This is a genomic window from Ciceribacter lividus (assembly GCF_003337715.1).
Lineage (GTDB): Bacteria > Pseudomonadota > Alphaproteobacteria > Rhizobiales > Rhizobiaceae > Allorhizobium > Allorhizobium lividum.
Window position 1 is genome coordinate 60,650 of sequence record NZ_QPIX01000012.1, and the last position, 17,032, is coordinate 77,681.

Below are 17,032 nucleotides of genomic sequence, written 5' to 3' on the forward strand. Positions count from 1 at the left end.
GACGTTTCGGGAACGGCGTCAGCGCGCCACGACGGCAGCCGGTGCGGCGTTCGCTGCCGCCTGCTGCGCATCTTCAGGCGAGACTTTCACTTTCAGACTGTCGCTCATGAACTGGGTGCCAGCTGACACGACCATCTCGCCGGCGGAAAGACCCTCGCTCACCCGCACGCCATTGTCGGAGAATTCGCCGAGCCTGACGGAACGCGGATGAACGGTGCCGGCTGCCCGATCGACCACCCATACGACGGGTCCATCGCCCTTTTCCGCAAGTGCGCTCAAGGGAATATCGAAGCCTGCGGAGCCACCGCCGACCTCCGTCTCGACGGTCGCGGTCATTCCAAGCAGCACGCGCGGGTCGTCGGGGATGCGGACGCGCACGGAAAAGGTCCGTGAACGGGGATCGGCGCTGCCGGCGACCTCGCGAACGGTGCCGTCGAGCACCATGCCCTGCTGCGACCAGAACCGAACCTTCACGGCGGCACCGGTCGCGAAGTTCGCGATCTCGGTCTCCGGCACGGCCACCTGGACCTCCTTCTCCCCGTCCATCGCAATCGTCACGACCGGGGTACCCGACCCGACCACCTGACCCGGCTCGCCGTTGACCGCCGTGACGATGCCGACCATGTCAGCGTAAAGTGTGGCATAGGCGACCTGGTTTCTTGCCTGTTCGAGGGCGGAAATGGCCGACTGCTCGGTAGAGAGTGCCTGATCATAAGCAAGCGTTCGCTGGTCGAGTTCGGATTTCGATGCCGCATTCTTCGCATAAAGGGTCTCGGCACGCTGCTTGAACAGCTTGAGCGTACCAACCTGCTTCGCAGCCGAGCGAAGATCGGCCTCGGCACGAGTGACCGCAAGCTCGTAATCAGCCGAGTCGAGGCGCGCGAGAACATCCCCCGGCCCGACCCTGTCGCCGACATCGACCGGACGCTCTGTGATCTTCCCATTGACGCGGAAGGCGAGATTGATTTCGTAACGAGCCTTGACCGCGCCCGAATATTCCAGCTTGCGCCCCTTCTCGGCGGCCGCGACTTCGATCACCTTGACGGGGCGAACAATAGGTTCGGCCTTGCTTTCCTCTTCGCTGCACCCGGTGGTCAACGCCGCCGTCATGATCAGAGACAGGCCGATCAGCAGCCTACCGGCGAGTCCGTTGACACTCGACATCATACTATGCTCCTGACTTTTCAGCTTGATGGGCCGGCGTTTGCGACCGGGTCTAGTTCTTCACCGCCTTCAGAGCGAACTCGATCAGCTCTTCAGCATTCGGACGGTTCTGCTTCATCAAGCATTGGGTCACCATCTGCGGATGAATGAGGATGGAAAGACATGCGCTGAAGCAGCGCCCGGCGGCTTCCGGGTCCTGCGGAGGAAACTCGCCGGTGTCGATCCCATCCCTGATAATCGAGGTAATCACCTCGTCGAGGCGGGTGACATGCGCGTCGACGACCGGCCACTCCTCCTCGATGGCGACAACCACCATCTCGTGGACCTTCTCCTGATCGAGCATCGTCTCGACCGTCATGTTGTGCATCGCATGGCCGTACCGACGGAGCCTTTCCTCCGCACTGACCGGCAGACGAGCAATCGCCAGGGCGGCTTCATAGCCGGCATCCAGCATGCGCTTCGCCAAAGCCTGGTGAATTTCGGCCTTCGACGAGAAGAACCGGTAGACGTTTGCCGGCGACATGCCGAGGTCCTTCGCGATATCGGCGACATTGGTCTTGTAGTAGCCGTAGTGGCGGAACAGCCGTTCCGCCGCATCAAGGATGCGCGTGACGTTTTCGTGCCGGGCGTTTTCTACCGTGGAATCGGCGGGTTCGGGCATCTGCTGCGCCTTGAAGTTACGAGTGACGTTTTTCATATTTCGTCAGTCGTAAGACAACAATACCCATCTGTCAACATCGGATCCCCGACACGCCGCGCGCAACAAGACCGGTCATGCGGCGGCGCGACTTGCCGGCGTCGGCCGAAATGTCGCGGAACATCCTTGCGGTGACGCCGTTGGTGGCGTTAGCTAAGGCGATCATTCAAGGAGAACAGGCATGCGAAGAGCCATTGCCGTTTTGACTGCGGTCGTGCTTTCGTCCTGTACGGCGACGCCGCACCTCGGCGGTCCGCGACTGGAGCCCGTGCCGGGCAGCATCACCTATGGCGGGCAGCCCCGCACGAAACTGACGAAGGCGCCGGTCGGCAGCACCTTCGAACACCGTTTTGAGGACCGGTTCGGCCGGACCGTCATCGAGGTCTACCGTATCGAACCGGACAGGAGCCTCACGATCATCAGGCGCTATGTCAGAGCCATCTTCCCGGACTTCTGAGCCGCAGTTCCCATCGCCGGAAGAACAAGACCTCGACGGCTTCTTCGATCGCAGCGCCGTCGATGTCGCGCGGGATCTCATCGGGGCGATGCTCACACTCGAGGGCGTCGGCGGCACCATAGTCGAAACGGAGGCCTACGAACCCGACGATCCGGCCTCGCACAGTTTCAGCGGCGAGACGCCGCGCAACCGTTCGATGTTCGGCCCGGCCGGCCACGTCTACGTCTATCGTTCCTATGGAATTCACTGGTGCCTCAACGTCGTCTGCCGTCCGGCAAGTGCCGTCCTGATCCGGGCAATCGAGCCTGCCTGGAACATTGAGAAGATGCAGATGCGGCGCGGCCGAAGCGACCTCGGGGACCTTTGTGCCGGTCCGGGCCGGCTGTGCCAGGCACTGGCGGTCACGCGGGACCACGACGGCCTACCCCTGCTCTCCCCACCCTTCGGCTTTGCGTTACCGGCAGGGCGGCTGCCGGTCGCGGTCGGCAGGAGAATAGGCATCACCAAAGCAGTCGAACGGCCATGGCGCTTCGGGCTCGCGGGATCATCCTTCCTGAGCCGGAAGTTTCCGGACTTGCCTTCCCGCTAGTCCGGTCCCGCCGTCCCATCAGCCGGCTGGTTGCAGCAGGCGCACTACGTTGCCAGAGCCGAGCGATACGCACGTATCCCCGCGGATGGCAGAGATGGCTTCGAGGTCATAGGCTTCGCCCGAAACGACCAGGCGTTTGGCGGAAATGAGGACGGGAAGCACCCCACCGCCAGCCACCCGAATCTCAGCCCTTTCGGAACTGTAGCCGCCCTGCTGCTGGAGCAGTTCCAATCGGCGCTTGCGACCTGCGCTGTCGACGGCCACGCCGCTTTCCAGCATCTTGCAACCGTCAAGTTCCGCCCAGGAACGTCCGACCAGATCCAGATAGGACTGGTTCACCCTTATGAAGCGGGAGTCCTGATATCCCGTCGTGGATACCGAGAAGGCAATGGGCGCTGTGTCAAAGAGGGTCTCGTCGATGACTTTCTGCAAGCCCGCAGGGATGTCCCGCCTGCCAATTGTCGGGGTCGAAACCGCGGTCAAATGGCCTTTGCTGCCGGTGAGCAGAAACTCGTCCCTGAGGACGGCCACCATCCTCCAGGTGTCCGCCTCCATAAAGAGGGGCCTGTGCGCCTCCCCAACCTCGGCCAGGGACCGCGGCACAGAGCCGGCCGCCCGACACAGGCGCAACCGCTCCGCCGGCTCTTCCGTCTTGATGGCACGTGAGTTCAGCACTTCTAGCGTCAACTGGCGAGCGATCCGGTAGCCTTGATCGAGCAGGTCGTTCCGAACCTTGTTTGCAGCGGACGCATGCCCCGTCGCATCGAACGGCGTGTCGAACAGCTCCTGCAAAATGCGCCAGACGTCCTGTTCGCCGGCCGGCGTCCACGCCCTCGCCTTCCCGAGCGCCGGCGCGCAGCGCACGATGGCAAAGGCCGTCGCAGCCGGCAAGCGGTCGCAATCGACCTCATCGAGGAGATCGTCGTTCAACCGTTTCCCGACAAGACGCAAAGGAGCTCCGTTGTCGTCCAGATAGAGGGAAACTTCGATGACATCGTCGGAGAGGTGCAACCAGGGATGATCTGCCCGGAATTGTGCGAGCGCATGTCTGTCGAAAACAATGACGGTATTCATTCCTGCCCAAACAGTCCCGAAGAGTTTCGCCGCAGCAATAGATGGGGACGACCCGGCGGCAAACCAGCCCTCCCTTGATCTACTTACGAATACGCTACGAAAGGAAAAGCTGAAATTAGACGTTCTGCGTACCGCGTGGACTCGCATCATCACCCCCACATTCCGCAAGCTAATGATCTATATGAAAAATTTCCCCACACACACGAGGTAATGAGAATACGACCTTTTTTGGTGCATCCCACCAAACGCATGGCTCCACCGAAAGGAGACGACCCCGGAGGACAATTTGCCGCTTTTATGTGCAGGTCAGCAATTCAAGTATCCGCTGAACCATAAGGCTGCCGAAGCCAAGGCTCTGCCGCACAGCGGTGGACTGAACGTCAACGGCCGTCGAGTCCCGTCGCCTTGTTCAGGATCGCAATCTCGTTCGCCGTCAGGCGACGGACGTCGCCTTTCGGCAGGTCGCCAAGCTCGACGTCACCGATCGCCACGCGGACAAGGCGCAGGCACTCGACGCCGATCGACTCCAGCATCCGACGGATCTGACGGTTGCGCCCTTCCTCCAGCCTCACCTCGAGCCAGGTGTTCTTTTCCCCCTGACGGATGATCCGGACCGAAGCGGCACGCCATGTCTCCCCCTCCACCGGCACGCCAGTCTCCAGCTGCCTGACCTGGCGGTCGTCGAGGCGCCCGCCGACTTGCACGTGGTAGATCTTGGGCACGTGGGTCGCCGGGTCCAGAAGGCGCTGGGAAAACACCGTATCATTGGTGAAAAGCAGCAAGCCTTCGCTCGCCTTGTCGAGCCGCCCGACAGGGGAGAGAAAGCCGAATCCCGCATCCTTGAGGCAGGAATAGACCGTCTCCCTGCCCTCCGGATCGTCCCTGGTGGTGACCAGGCCACGCGGCTTGTTCAGCATCACATAGGTCTTTTCTTCCGCAGCAATCGGTCGGCCGTCGACCTCAATGCGATCCGACCGGATATCCACCCAGGTCTCGAAATCGGTGACGGGCTTGCCGCCGATCGAGATCCGCCCTTCCGCCAGCAGCCTTTCCGCCTGGGTGCGGGAACAATAGCCGAGCTTTGAAAGCGCGCGGGTGATCGTAACCCGGTTGCCTGTTCCGCCTTTTGCCGATCTTGCCACGAGTGGTTTCCGCACCGGTTCGAAGTTGTTCGGACTTACCGCCGTGACGGATCACGACGACAAATACCAAGTCTCGATGATATGAACCGATTGCGTGGGACCGGAGGCGTCCGTCCGGCGCGAAGCATACCGCAGAGCGATGCCGCAGCATCGCGCGAGGATTGCGACAAAGCCGGCGGGCGAAATCCGGCCCATCCGAAGGACCGGGCGATTTTGCTCCCCGGTCGTCGTCAAAAATCCTCACCGGACCGTAAGGTCCGATTGCGGTTTTCTCCTGGCCGGAAACCAAAATCGTCCGGCGCAATCGGTTCATATCATCGAGACTTGTTATAAAGGCCATTGATCGAACAGCGCGACAAGTCAAGCAAGAGGTTCGGATGGAAAGCTCACCGTCCGCGGCGAAACAGGATCTCGCCCTTGCCGAGCACTGCATTGTCACCGCAGATGCGGGTCGGTGCAGTTCCCAGCAACGGCTTGTCGAGGATCTTCTCCGCCATCAGGAAGCGGTCGAACAGACCGGAGAAGGCGATATCGGCATTTCCGCAATCGACGAAGGTCGGCGAGAGCACCTCCGGTCGCCGATCGAGGAGCAGCGAACCCCGTTTCATGAGATAGCCCGGCATGACGCCGACCCGCCCGGTCACGACGATGGTTCCGGCAATCATGCCGAGCCCGAGATGATCGCCGCATCCCTTGAGCACCGCGATCAATCCGCGCCGCATCCTTTCGCCGGCGCGATGCCCGGCTTTGCCACGCACGACGATCGTTCCGCCGCTCACACCCTGCAGCTCACCTGCCAACGGAGCACCGAGGCGATCACCGACATTGCCCGCCACCTTGATGCGGCCGCCAGAGAGACCAGAACCGAGTTCCTCGCCGGCGTTGCCTTCGATGACCAGCGTACCGCCGCCCATTGTCCGGCCCGCCCTGAAGCCGACATCACCGACGACCCGGACACTGCCGGACGTCATGCCCGCGCCGACCTGATCGAAGCGCCGCGATCCTCCGTCAAAGACGAGGGACGATGCATCCTTGCCCGTTATCCTGAAGAGGTCGCCGACCCTGATGCCGGTCCGCGTCGTTCCGACCGGAAGGGCGGCGATCTCCGACACCGGCTGACCTGCCAAACGATCCGGAACGAGCGCGGATAGATCGAGCCTTTCCCCGGGTTCCGCGAGAAGCGTAAACGTCAGCGGCTTCATGGCAGCAGCTCCTTGAGGTGGTAATGGAACTTGCCGAGCTTGCCGCCGTAATTGCCGGCGCTGATCCTGAGTGCCCCTTGTTTCGGTCCGAGCTTGACGACGGCCTTCAGTCCCGCACGCATCGCGTCCGCGACGGCATCGCTGGTCTCGCCGTCGATCACGATCTCCAGCACTGCGTTGGTGCCGGCATCGAGCGCCGTCTTCACCGCTCCCTTGAGCGTCGGCGCAAAAGCGTCGTTGGTCGACGCCATCATCCCCTTGTACTTACCGCCGACCTTCGAGCCGGAACGCACGATCCCGCCCGGAAAGGGCATGATGACGCCCGGAACCTTCTCAATGGCGGCAACGGCGGTCTCCGCGGCCCTGAGAGCCTTTGCCCAGTCGGCAGCGAGAAGCAGCATGTTGCCGCCGCCCACCGCCTGCTTGGTCAGCCCCGTCGTGGCCTCGCAGAGGAACTCCCCGTCCATCACGGGGACACGCCAGTAGTGCTTGCCGCCGAACTTCTTGGATATCTGCCAGCCGTCGCCGAAATAGCGGAGCGCCGAACCAAGATCGAGCGGTGCGCTGCCTTCCAGACCGGCGAAGCAGGCACTGCCAGGCGAGGTCAACACGCACTGACCCAGACGCGTTTTCAGCTGCTTCTGCAACTCGTCCGTCCCCATCGCGAACAGCATGACCCGGCAGCCGGGACGACCGTCCGGCGTCGCGGTTTCAGGCACGTCCATATCGATGCCCGCCTCGCATCCGCATCCGATGACAGAGGTGGCAAAGCCGGTCATGGTGATCGCCGCCTGACGTGCCCACTTGAGAGTGGGAGCGGTGATGATGATGGCGGTCGCCCGCATGCCGAAGGCTTCGGCAAATGTATCGTCGATCACGACGCCATTGCGGATCAGCTGTTGCATGGAACCTCCGCAAAGGCATCGGTGCGGGCGATTGCCGTCTCCGGAAACGTGAACCAGTCGAGGCCGAGCCCGTAGCGGCTTTCGAAATAGTCGCCGAGCCGGCGGGTCATCGCCGTATCAGGAGTGGGGTTGAGGCGGAGCGCCTTGCCCCACCGATAGTGGGTCACGACGCCATCCTCGACGACGAGCTCGCCGTTCTTGAACACCAGCGCCGCCTCGCGGAACATCCTGGCGATGTCCTTGCCCCTTCTATAGACCGCAACGTCGGCTATGGAACCGGGGCCGAGATGGCCACGATCCTTGAACCCGAGGAGCCTCGCCGGCGCGGCTCGGGTCATGATGGCAATCTCGTCGAACGTGTATTCACGCGCGATCGAAGACAGCGTCGAGTGCTTCAGCGCCGCCTGGTTGAGCTTTTCCGATTGGATGTCCCGCGCCTCGCGGCTCATCAGGAGTTCGAAAAGCTCCGGATAGGTGGTGAACGGCGCACCGTTCGGATGATCCGTCGTGAAGAACACGCGCCAGGGATCGGTAATCAGCAGGAAGAGTTCGAGCCCGATCGCCCATTGCAGCGAGCCGTAATAATCCTGCCTGTAGCGGTAGGGAACGATCCCCCCTCCGTTCGCATCGCCGTCATAGATGACGGATTTGCGCGGGCTCGCGTGGCCGACGGCCGAGAATTGACGGATGACGTCCGCGGAGATCGTCACCGTCTGGCCGAACATCACCTGACCGACGTCGATGGTGACCTCGGGGTTTCCGTTGACGAGTTCGGCGAGACGGGCCGCCTCAGAGGAGAAGCCGCGTTTCCCTTCGGTCCCGTAGCCGTAGAACTGCAGGTGCGCCAAATGCAGCCGTTCCCCCTCGGCGGCGTTGATCGTCTCGGCCGCCGTCGCGGCGTTTCCGGGGATGCCGAGATTGTTGGCATGAACGTGGAGCGGATGCGGAATGCCGAGGCGGCCGACGGCCGCCTGCAGGGTCTTGACGATCCTGCGCGAGCTGACCCCGTAGGCCGGCACCACATCGTCGAAGGAGAAGGCGCGAACGTTTTCCTTGAAGGCCGCAGCACCGCCAGCATTGATGACCTTCACACCCAGTGATCGGGAAGACGAGACGGTCCAGGCGACGTAGTCGTCGATCATCGCCGCCGGCGCATCGTCCCGGATCATTGAAAGAAGGAAATCGTCATTGCCGAGGATCGCAAGCGTCGCCTTGTCGATGATCGGGATATCTGCAAGCTCCAGATGGGTGTGGAGTGCGTTGAGCGGGTTCATCGCCGGCTCGACCACCGTGGTAAAGCCCATCTGCGCATAGAGCGTCCCGGTCCGGAAGGTCGACCAGCCGGCGTTCGAAAGCGGGGTGTGCTGAGGGCGCGCCTGATGTGCGCGATGGTGCTCGGGCAGCAGCAGACGCGCCGTGTTCACATTGCCACCACCGACATGGGAATGAATGTCGATCGCCCCGGCCATCACCACGCAGCCGGAAACGTCGAAGGTCTTGTCGGCACGTCGGCCTTCCGGCTTCTCGACGATCAATCCATCGCAAATCCACAGGTCCCGCCGGCGGCTTTCACCGTTCACCGGGTCGACGACCTCTCCTCCCGCCAGTCGGATCAGCACGGCAGCGCCTCCTTCTCCGGCAGAGCATCCGCCAGTTCGCGGAGAACCCCGGAAACACTCGGACGATACGAGGGCGCGGACGCCTTCACGGCCGACAGCGTTCCCATACGGCTCGAATAGAAGACGCCATCGTGGTCGACACCGGCCCGTCCGACGGTGATCGTTACCGCTGCCCCGGAAACCGCAGCCTCGCCCGGAACAAAGGCGACGAGCGGCAGGCCAGGGCGATGCACCGGCTTATCGCCCTCCGCCTCAGAGATCCAGAGATGCAGGTCCGCCTCCTGTTCTGTGATCATCCGCGTCACGTCCGAGAGCTGTGGATCGTAGACCGGCTTGCCCGTACCGAAGCCGGTGCGCGGCGGAAAGCCTGTCATCCAGACCGATGCGAGCGCGAGACCCCAGGCACGATCGTCGGAGGGCAGGAAGAGACTGGTCGCGCGGCGGCTGCGATTGAGATCACCAACCAGTCCCTGCAGCATGGCGAGCGTGGAAAGCCCCTGCTGCCGACCAGAGAAGACAAAGACGGGAAATGCGGCCTTGCCGAGAGCGGCCGCCAAGTCATCAAACCCCTCGACGGCACCGATGCTCTTCCTGCCGCCGAGACCGGCCCGCACGGCGGCGAGAACGGCGGCGAGCGGTTGGCCGGAAGCTTCGACGACGCTCGCCTTCACGCGTTTCAGCACGGCGGAGATCTCGGATGCCGTATCCTCGCGCCTTGCCCCCGATATGTGGAACCAGCGCCGCTTCTGCGAAGGCCCCAGGTCGGGACGCGCGGCATGCCAGGACAGAAGGAGTTCGTGATGAGCGGCCGGAATTTCGCCAACGAGGACAATCAGGTCCGCCCTGCGGCGGGCTTCGAGCGGGGTCGTGAAGAAGCCGCCGTGGTCGGTGAAGAGTGCCGCCTCTTCGGCGAGTTCGCTTCCGCGAACGTGATCGTAAGTCGCTCCGACCCGTTCGGCCAGCGCGACCACACTTCGGCAACCATGAATATCCGAATCAACTGAAATAACCGGGCAGCGGCACGACACCAGAAGCTTTGCCGTCTCCTGAATTGCGGCTGTCAATGAAACTGCCTGGTTGCCTATCCACGCAACCGACATACCCCACAACTTTCTGGTGCCGGTCTAGATTCTAGCCAATTCTCTGAGAAAGTGAACCCCCGCCCAGAAGCAAAATCGCCGATCAGTCGTCGTACTTCAAGTAGGCAAATCGCTGATCCGTCCGCGGGGTACCTTCCAGGGCTCCGCCTTCCTTGCCGGGCTGCCACTGAACAACCTCTTCGATCTTGCGGGCAAGTTCGAAGTCCTTGTCGGTGATCCCCTTGGCCAAATGCGTCATCAGCTTGACCTCGACCCAGGCATAGGATGCCTTGAGATCGGGATGATGCCAGGCGGCTTCGGCCAGATGGCCGACCGTGTTGATGACCATCAGCGTCGATTTCCAGCTGTGGGTCTTGTACTTGCGGCGCAGCCAGCCGTCCTCGTAACGCCAGTGCGGCAGTTCACGCTTCAGCCTTTCGAGGATCTCGGCTTCGGAATAGACACGGTCCGCCTTGCCGGCGGCATCGGTGCGGTCGTTCATCGACATGACCTCCCTCATTCTTCGATCACGCCGCTTGCGCTGCGATCAAAAGACGATATCATATTCTCGGGCCCGATATTCTAGATTGTTAGAATTGCATCAAATGTCGGACTCCGTCACTATTCAGGTCCCTGCGCGCTTGCACCTCGGTTTCCTCGACATTCCGGGAAAGACGAGTGGGCGTTTCGGCAGCATAGGCCTTCCCCTCGAGACCATTTCCACCGTCCTGACGGTCGCCAGAGCACGCGAGACGAGTGTCGAAGGCGGAGAACAAGCACGCATTCGCGCGCATATAGCCAAGCTTAGCGCCCATCTCGGTATTGACGGTCACCACAAGGTGATCGTGCACCGTACGATCCCGAGTCACTCCGGACTCGGATCGGGAACACAGCTCGCGCTTGCGGTCTCCGCAGCATTGCGGACGCTACACGAACTCCCGTTCGCCATTCGCGACGACGCCGTCTTTCTCGGCCGCGGCACGCGCTCCGGCATCGGCATCGCCGCATTCGATCGGGGTGGACTGATCATCGACGCCGGCAAGGGGCAGGACGACCAGGCGCCCACCGTGATCTCGCGAATTCCCTTTCCCGAGAACTGGCGCGTCATTCTCGTGTTCGACCATCACCATCAGGGGATCCACGGAGAAGCCGAGATCGCCGCCTTCAGCGCTCTTCCCCCGTTTGCCGAGACAAGCTCCTCGACCATCTGCCGCACGACGCTGATGGCACTGATGCCTTCCCTGATCGAAGGCGATCTTGCCGCCTTCGGCAAGGCCGTGGAGACTATCCAGGCGGAAATCGGACGCTACTTTGCTCCCGCGCAGGGAGGGCTGTTCACCAGCAAGGCGGTCGAAACTGCCGTCCGCAAGCTTGCGGTTCACGGCGCGGTCGGCATCGGACAGAGTTCGTGGGGTCCGACCGGTTTTGCCTTTACCGAGTCGCAGGAGGCAGCCGAACAGATCGTCGATGACGCCGGCATCGATGAGCCGGGTCTCAGTACCCGCATCGTGCCTGCACGAAACCTCGGCGCAAAAATCACCCAGACGGTGATGCCGCCGCAGTTCGGTCTGAGACAAGGGCGCATTCACTGAGGAGGAACAAGAACCTTGAGCCGCAAGACCATTCTCCACATGCTCACGCCGCTGAAGCAGATGAGCCCCTTCGACGTGAACATGGCACTCGACGCCGGATATGACCACGTCATCCCGTACACCGACGTAACGCTCGCAGATGTGGGCAATCTCGTGCAGGATGCGATCTTCTCGCGGCCTCCGGATGCGGGCGTGGCGACGGGGATATTCCTTGCAGGCAAGGACGCGGCGCTGGCGCTCGACATGCTCGATGCAGCGAAGAGGGCCATGGTCCCGCCTTTCGAGGTTTCGGTGTTCGCCGATCCTGCCGGGTCCTTCACGACAGCGGCCGCGATGGTGGCAAAGGTCGAGAAGGCGCTGGCGAAACACCACAGCCGCGACCTGAACGGAGCAAAGGTGGCGATCTTCGGTGCGACCGGCGTCGTCGGCTACTGCACCGCGGTCATCGCGGCCAGGGAAGGCGCCGCGGTCACCATCGCTGGCCATGACGGCGTCGAACGCGTCCGGCACATCGCCCATTCGGTCAAGGATCGCTTCGGCGTCAATGTCGAAGCGGTTGACGGATCGACAGAGGACGACAAGAGGGCGATACTCACCGAGGCGGAAATCGTGTTGACGGCAGCGAAGGCGGGCGTACAGGTGATATCGTCGGAGCAGCTGCAGTCATCCGAAAAACTCCTCGTCGCCGCGGACGTCAACGCCGTTCCGCCCGCGGGCATCGAGGGCCTCAAGGTCAATGCCAACGGAGAAGCCCTCCACGGACAAGCAGTCGGTATCGGGCCACTGTCGATCGGCAACGTCAAGTACAAGACCCAGGCGGGTCTCTTCGCACGGATGATCTCCGCCGAAAAACCCGTCGTCTTTGATTTTCAGGATGCATTCACCCTTGCCCGCAGCCTCGCCAAATAGCCCCATGATCCTGGTGGTGGCGATTTCCGGGCGGTCGCTCGCAGCAGCAGCACGCCGCGCAGGATACCGCCCACTAGTCGCCGATCTCTTCAACGACACCGATACCTGCCGGCTCGCGGAACGGGCGACGATCCTGCCGGGCAGCCTCAACGACGGGATCGACGGCCGGGAGATCCTCCCGAGCCTCCGGAAACTTGTCGGACAGGACAGGCCGGAGGCACTCGTCTATGGCTCTGGCTTCGAACGCAGGCCGGAGATCATCGACATGCTAGCCGAGACTTTCCCAATTGCCGGCAACAGCGCCGATGCGATCCGGCGCGTGAAGGATCCCTTGTCACTTGCGTCGTTTTGCGCCGAGATCGGCATCCCCCATCCGGAGATACGCTTCGAGCCCCCGAAAGATCGAAGGGGCTGGTTGACGAAGGTCCCCGGCGGCGCCGGCGGCTCTCATGTGCGACCGGCCACGTCTTTCGGCCCCTCTCCGACGGGCAGTTATTTCCAGCGACACGTTCCGGGGGTGGGTCTCTCCGCCCTTTTCCTCGCCGAACGAGGTTGCGCACGCCTTGTCGGCTATAGCCGCCAGTGGCCCTCGCCTTCTGCCGCCAGCCCGTTCCGCTATGGCGGAGCCGTTCGCCTGCCGCGTTTTCCGCGCGAAAAGGGGGGGAAGATCAGCCGCTGGCTGAACGATCTCGTCGCCCGGACGGGGCTGGTCGGCCTCTGCAGTGCGGACTTTATCGATGGACCGGAAGGAACGTTTCTTCTGGAGATCAACCCACGTCCGGGTGCGACGCTCGACATTTTTGACGGAGAAGACACCTCGCTGCTGACCCAGCATCTTCGCTCCGTTCGCGGTGAGAGCATCGAGGTCCCGGTCTTTCGAGGCGCGGTGGCGTCGGCGATCGCCTATGCCTCGCGGCCGATCCCCCGCTTTCCGGAACTGCAGTGGCCACCCCTGACGGCGGACCACCAACGTCCGGGATCGGAACTCGACGCCGGCGATCCGGTCTGTACGGTGCTCGCGCAAGCCCGCTCCGCCGCCGCCGCAGAACGAGCGGTCAAGGCCAGAATAAGCGAACTATCACCCCATTGGGAGGAGTATGCAGGATGAAGGACGGAGAAGCCTTCCTGAACAGAAGCGCACAAAAGGTCGTCGACGGCATGATCGCGGAGGCCGGACGGCTCGGCATCGGCCACAGCCGCGGCAGCCTCGGCGAACACCTGATCGACGCGGGCGCACACAGCCCCGGCTCCCTCGAGGCCGGGCTTCGCATGGTAGAAATCTGCATGGGCGGGCTCGGCATCGCATCGGTAAGTCTTGACCGACATTCTTCGCGCTGGCCGCTTTCGATCGAGGTCCGCTCGTCCCAGCCGGTCCTTGCCTGCCTCGGCAGCCAGTACGCCGGATGGCAGCTTACCCATGAGAAATACTTCGCCATGGGATCGGGACCGGTGCGGGCGCTCGCCCGCGTCGAGCCGCTCTTCGAGGAAATCCGTTACAGGGAACCGCGAGCCGAAAGCTCTGTCGTCGTTCTCGAGACCGCAACCCCGCCGCCCGCCGCCATTGTCGAGAAAGTGGCCAAGGCCGCCGGGCTCGCGCCGGACCGGCTCACCTTCGTCTATGCGCCGACGCAGAGCATCGCCGGCTGCGTCCAGATCGTCGGCCGCGTGCTGGAAGTGGCGCTGCACAAGGCGCACGACCTGAAGTTCCCGCTGGATGCGATCGTCGACGGCATCGGAAAGGCGCCTATCCCGGCACCGCATCCCGACTTCCTGAAGGCAATGGGACGCACGAACGACGCGATCATCTATGGTGGCCTCGTCCAGCTGTTCGTCCGGGGTTCCGCGGCGGCTGCCCGGAATCTTGCCGAAAACCTCACAAGCGATGGGTCGCGCGACTACGGCCAGCCCTTCTCGGAGATCTTTCGCAAGTTCAATGGTGACTTCTACGCCATAGACCCGCACCTCTTCAGCCCGGCCGAGGTGATCGTCACCGCGATCGAGGCCGGTGAGACCTTCCGCGCCGGAAAGACGAACATCGACATGCTGGAGCAGTCCCTTGGCTGAAATGACACCGCCCGTTCTGCGGGACAAGATCGTGATCACCTCGGATCGTACCGACAGTCAGGTACGACAATTGAGCGCCGCTTTCGCACGGCTTGGCATGGACGCCGTCTTCCTGCGGCTCGCCGACATTGCCTTCGATTCCCGCCATGTGTCCGGCATCGCCATTCCGGGATTCGATGGGGCGCTGCCGGCGGCGGTCGTCGTCCGTTCGATTTCCTCGGGCAGTTTCGAGGCCGTGACCCGGCGACTCGGAATCCTGCATGCGCTCGGCCATCTCGGCATACCGGTCTGGAACTCGGCAAAAGCGATCGAGCGTTGCGTCGACAAATCGACGACGACGTTTCTGATGGCCCGCGCCGGCCTTCCGGTGCCGGAAACCTTCGCCGTCGAGTCGATCGCCAATGCCCGCGCCATCGCCGAGCGCGAACTGCCGAAGGGCCCGCTGGTCTTGAAACCCCTCTTTGGCTCGCAGGGTCGCGGCGTGCGGCTGATCGAAACGGTCGAACAGTTGCCGGACGGGCTCGAGGTCGACGACGTCTACTATCTGCAACGATACGTCGCCAGACCCGGAACGACCTTTTGCGACTACCGGGTGTTCACCTGCAACGGCGCCGTCCTCGGCATGATCGCGCGCCGCGCCGACGGCTGGGTGACAAACATAGCAAGGGGCGCACGGGCGGAGCCTGTGACAGGACCGCTTCGCCCGGCGCTGGAGACGCTCGCGCTTTCCGCCGCCGCGGCAATCGGAACAGACTTTTCCGGGATCGACATCATTCCTGCGGCCGACGGCCGGCTCCAGCTTCTCGAGGTCAACAGCATGCCGGCATGGACGGGCTTGCAGTCGGTGATCCCGGTCAAGGTCGCGGACAGCATCGCGGAAGCACTGGTGTCCCAGATCGCCCCCGCGGAAGGAGAGAGGCCCGCCGCCTGATGCCGCAGCCCGCCGAAATCGACGCGGCCTACCGCCACGCCTGCAGGATGGAGATCGAGGCGCTGAAGCCCGGAAACGTGCATCGCTTCGCCGACGGACACCGCATGTCTGCGCAACAGTTTCTGGACAGCGCCGAGGTATCCGCGGGCGCTGTCTGCCATCCCGGATGGCCGGTCGGTCGCCGAGTTCTCGACGCCATCCGGATGACGCGGGAAGCCGTCGGCACCAACACCAATCTCGGGATTGTGCTGCTGTGTGCGCCCCTCGCCACGGCCGCCGAGGCCGGGGGAAACGACCTGCAAGGGGAGCTTGCAGCAGTCCTCGGCGCAATGGACGACCGTGACGCCGAAGACGTCTTCAGCGCGATCACACTCGCCGCGCCGGGCGGGCTCGGCGAGGCTGCAAACGACGTCGCGGAACCACCCAGAGTCCCGCTGCTCGTCGCCATGCGGGAAGCGGCCGAACGAGACATGATCGCCAGACAGTATGTCAGCGACTTCGCCGACATCTTTTCGGGCGGGCTTGCCGCCTACCGCACAGCCGAGGCGGTTGGAGAAACGGGCATGTGGCCCACCGTTTTCACCTATCTCCACTTTCTCTCGCGATTTCCGGACAGCCACGTGGCGCGCAAGCACGGTGTCGAGAGAGCTGAGGAAATTCGTCTGGAGGCGGCTTCGGTCGCAGGCCAGTTGGGCGAGATCGCCGCCGAACCGGAACGCCTGCGGCTGCTTGTCGATTTCGACCGACGGCTGAAAGCTGAGAACATCAACCCCGGAACGTCGGCAGACCTGACGGTCGCGACAGTTTTCGCCGAGCGGCTCAACTTCGTCTTGCATAATTCGCAGGTAAGTGCTTGAATTTCTCCGGCGGAAGATTGGGCTTCTGCTGCTATCTGGCCAACCGACCCGAGTACAAAGGGTGCTGTGAACAAGGATAGCTGTCCATCGAGCGTCGTGTCTCGAAGGTACGGCATCTTTGGACAAACCATTTTGGAACGGTACAGGGAGGTACATGGCCGTGGCAAAAATCAATAAAGTTCTGGTTGGCGAATCTCTTGTTGGCGACGGTAACGAAGTCGCTCACATCGACCTTCTCATCGGCCCGCGCGGAAGTGCGGTCGAGTCTGCATTCTGCAATGCCCTGACGAACAACAAGGACGGATTTACCTCCCTCCTTGCAGTTATTGCCCCCAATCTGCCTTGCAAGCCCAACACCGTGATGTTCAACAAGGTGACCATCAAGGGGGCCAAGCAGGCCGTCCAGATGTTCGGTCCCGCCCAGTATGGCGTCGCCAAGGCGGTACAGGACAGCGTGGCCGACGGCACCATTCCTGCAGACGAAGCAGACGACGTCTTCATCTGCGTCGGCGTGTTCATCCACTGGGAAGCCGCCGACGACGCTAAGATTCAGGACTTCAACTACAGGGCGACCAAGGAAGCCATCCAGCGCGCCGTCGCCGGCAAACCGACGGCCGCCGAGGCAACCGCACAACGGGATCAGGTCAAGCATCCCTTCGGCGCCTAGATACGAAGCAACCCCGCACAGAGCACGCCCTCTGTGAATTCGGATGGCCTGTTGCGCCGGTTGGCTAAGATCTTCGGATTCTAA

18 protein-coding genes are annotated in these 17,032 nt (G+C 62.8%); 9 read left to right on the top strand and 9 right to left on the bottom strand.

Going from position 1 to position 17,032, the window contains the following annotated elements:
• Positions 1-18 precede the first annotated feature (18 nt).
• Positions 19-1,164, bottom strand: coding sequence for an efflux RND transporter periplasmic adaptor subunit (locus DFR48_RS18755; protein WP_114364819.1), 1,146 nt, complete (start codon positions 1,162-1,164; stop codon positions 19-21).
• A 52-nt stretch (positions 1,165-1,216) separates the two neighbouring features.
• Positions 1,217-1,825, bottom strand: coding sequence for a TetR/AcrR family transcriptional regulator (locus DFR48_RS18760; RefSeq protein WP_114364820.1), 609 nt, complete (start codon positions 1,823-1,825; stop codon positions 1,217-1,219).
• A gap of 217 nt (positions 1,826-2,042) precedes the next feature.
• Here DFR48_RS18760 and DFR48_RS18765 point away from each other — a divergent pair, with 217 nt between their 5' ends.
• A complete protein-coding gene (locus DFR48_RS18765) occupies positions 2,043-2,318 on the top strand; it encodes a hypothetical protein (protein WP_114364751.1) in 276 nt (91 codons plus the stop codon).
• Positions 2,290-2,907: a DNA-3-methyladenine glycosylase gene (locus DFR48_RS18770; RefSeq protein WP_114364752.1), complete on the top strand. Its 618-nt coding sequence runs from the start codon at positions 2,290-2,292 to the stop codon at positions 2,905-2,907. Before DFR48_RS18765 ends, DFR48_RS18770 begins: the two co-directional genes overlap by 29 nt.
• A gap of 18 nt (positions 2,908-2,925) precedes the next feature.
• Here the strand turns inward: DFR48_RS18770 and DFR48_RS18775 are convergent, their stop codons facing one another.
• The 7 genes from DFR48_RS18775 to DFR48_RS18805 form a co-directional block, all read right to left on the bottom strand.
• Positions 2,926-3,981: a PAS domain-containing protein gene (locus tag DFR48_RS18775; protein ID WP_114364753.1), complete on the bottom strand. Its 1,056-nt coding sequence runs from the start codon at positions 3,979-3,981 to the stop codon at positions 2,926-2,928.
• Between the two features lie 380 nt (positions 3,982-4,361).
• Positions 4,362-5,123 carry a pseudouridine synthase gene (locus tag DFR48_RS18780; RefSeq protein WP_245415660.1) on the bottom strand — a complete coding sequence of 254 codons (762 nt, stop codon included), beginning with the start codon at positions 5,121-5,123 and terminating at the stop codon, positions 4,362-4,364.
• Positions 5,124-5,509: 386 nt separating this feature from the next.
• Complete coding sequence (locus tag DFR48_RS18785) at positions 5,510-6,325, bottom strand: formylmethanofuran dehydrogenase subunit C (RefSeq protein WP_114364755.1); 816 nt, start codon at positions 6,323-6,325, stop codon at positions 5,510-5,512.
• Positions 6,322-7,230, bottom strand: coding sequence for a formylmethanofuran--tetrahydromethanopterin N-formyltransferase (gene fhcD, locus DFR48_RS18790; RefSeq protein ID WP_114364756.1), 909 nt, complete (start codon positions 7,228-7,230; stop codon positions 6,322-6,324). Before fhcD ends, DFR48_RS18785 begins: the two co-directional genes overlap by 4 nt.
• Entirely contained in the window at positions 7,218-8,849 is a 1,632-nt protein-coding gene (locus DFR48_RS18795; protein ID WP_114364757.1) for a formylmethanofuran dehydrogenase subunit A, read from the bottom strand. The genes fhcD and DFR48_RS18795 overlap by 13 nt, the downstream gene beginning before the upstream one ends.
• Positions 8,843-9,820 (bottom strand): molybdopterin-binding domain-containing protein, encoded by a 978-nt coding sequence (locus DFR48_RS18800; RefSeq protein ID WP_114364758.1) that lies wholly within the window; start codon positions 9,818-9,820, stop codon positions 8,843-8,845. The genes DFR48_RS18795 and DFR48_RS18800 overlap by 7 nt, the downstream gene beginning before the upstream one ends.
• A gap of 211 nt (positions 9,821-10,031) precedes the next feature.
• A complete protein-coding gene (locus DFR48_RS18805) occupies positions 10,032-10,430 on the bottom strand; it encodes a 4a-hydroxytetrahydrobiopterin dehydratase (RefSeq protein ID WP_114364821.1) in 399 nt (132 codons plus the stop codon).
• Between the two features lie 103 nt (positions 10,431-10,533).
• On the opposite strand from DFR48_RS18805, the gene DFR48_RS18810 reads away from it, so the two are divergent.
• From DFR48_RS18810 to fae, 7 genes are all read left to right on the top strand, one after another.
• A complete protein-coding gene (locus DFR48_RS18810) occupies positions 10,534-11,520 on the top strand; it encodes a beta-ribofuranosylaminobenzene 5'-phosphate synthase family protein (protein WP_114364759.1) in 987 nt (328 codons plus the stop codon).
• A 15-nt stretch (positions 11,521-11,535) separates the two neighbouring features.
• A complete protein-coding gene (locus DFR48_RS18815) occupies positions 11,536-12,429 on the top strand; it encodes an NAD(P)-dependent methylenetetrahydromethanopterin dehydrogenase (protein WP_114364760.1) in 894 nt (297 codons plus the stop codon).
• A gap of 4 nt (positions 12,430-12,433) precedes the next feature.
• Positions 12,434-13,537: an ATP-grasp domain-containing protein gene (locus tag DFR48_RS18820; RefSeq protein WP_245415661.1), complete on the top strand. Its 1,104-nt coding sequence runs from the start codon at positions 12,434-12,436 to the stop codon at positions 13,535-13,537.
• Positions 13,534-14,493, top strand: a complete 960-nt coding sequence (gene mch / locus DFR48_RS18825; RefSeq protein WP_114364761.1) for a methenyltetrahydromethanopterin cyclohydrolase — start codon at positions 13,534-13,536, stop codon at positions 14,491-14,493. Before DFR48_RS18820 ends, mch begins: the two co-directional genes overlap by 4 nt.
• A 1-nt stretch (position 14,494) precedes the next feature.
• A complete protein-coding gene (locus DFR48_RS18830) occupies positions 14,495-15,424 on the top strand; it encodes an ATP-grasp domain-containing protein (RefSeq protein ID WP_114364762.1) in 930 nt (309 codons plus the stop codon).
• A complete protein-coding gene (locus DFR48_RS18835; protein WP_114364763.1) occupies positions 15,424-16,281 on the top strand; it encodes a triphosphoribosyl-dephospho-CoA synthase in 858 nt (285 codons plus the stop codon). The genes DFR48_RS18830 and DFR48_RS18835 overlap by 1 nt, the downstream gene beginning before the upstream one ends.
• 160 nt (positions 16,282-16,441) lie before the next feature.
• Positions 16,442-16,948 carry a formaldehyde-activating enzyme gene (fae, locus tag DFR48_RS18840; RefSeq protein ID WP_114364823.1) on the top strand — a complete coding sequence of 169 codons (507 nt, stop codon included), beginning with the start codon at positions 16,442-16,444 and terminating at the stop codon, positions 16,946-16,948.
• Positions 16,949-17,032: the final 84 nt, after the last annotated feature.

Coding starts and splice junctions, on each gene's coding strand:
- fhcD (WP_114364756.1), bottom strand. CDS start 7,230: ATGCAACAGCTGATCCGCAATGGCGTCGTGATCGACGATACATTTGCC.
- DFR48_RS18820 (WP_245415661.1), top strand. CDS start 12,434: ATGATCCTGGTGGTGGCGATTTCCGGGCGGTCGCTCGCAGCAGCAGCA.
- DFR48_RS18760 (WP_114364820.1), bottom strand. CDS start 1,825: ATGCCCGAACCCGCCGATTCCACGGTAGAAAACGCCCGGCACGAAAAC.
- DFR48_RS18770 (WP_114364752.1), top strand. CDS start 2,290: ATGTCAGAGCCATCTTCCCGGACTTCTGAGCCGCAGTTCCCATCGCCG.
- DFR48_RS18830 (WP_114364762.1), top strand. CDS start 14,495: ATGACACCGCCCGTTCTGCGGGACAAGATCGTGATCACCTCGGATCGT.
- DFR48_RS18775 (WP_114364753.1), bottom strand. CDS start 3,981: ATGAATACCGTCATTGTTTTCGACAGACATGCGCTCGCACAATTCCGG.
- mch (WP_114364761.1), top strand. CDS start 13,534: ATGAAGGACGGAGAAGCCTTCCTGAACAGAAGCGCACAAAAGGTCGTC.
- DFR48_RS18755 (WP_114364819.1), bottom strand. CDS start 1,164: ATGTCGAGTGTCAACGGACTCGCCGGTAGGCTGCTGATCGGCCTGTCT.
- DFR48_RS18805 (WP_114364821.1), bottom strand. CDS start 10,430: ATGAACGACCGCACCGATGCCGCCGGCAAGGCGGACCGTGTCTATTCC.
- DFR48_RS18785 (WP_114364755.1), bottom strand. CDS start 6,325: ATGAAGCCGCTGACGTTTACGCTTCTCGCGGAACCCGGGGAAAGGCTC.
- DFR48_RS18835 (WP_114364763.1), top strand. CDS start 15,424: ATGCCGCAGCCCGCCGAAATCGACGCGGCCTACCGCCACGCCTGCAGG.
- DFR48_RS18765 (WP_114364751.1), top strand. CDS start 2,043: ATGCGAAGAGCCATTGCCGTTTTGACTGCGGTCGTGCTTTCGTCCTGT.
- DFR48_RS18810 (WP_114364759.1), top strand. CDS start 10,534: ATGTCGGACTCCGTCACTATTCAGGTCCCTGCGCGCTTGCACCTCGGT.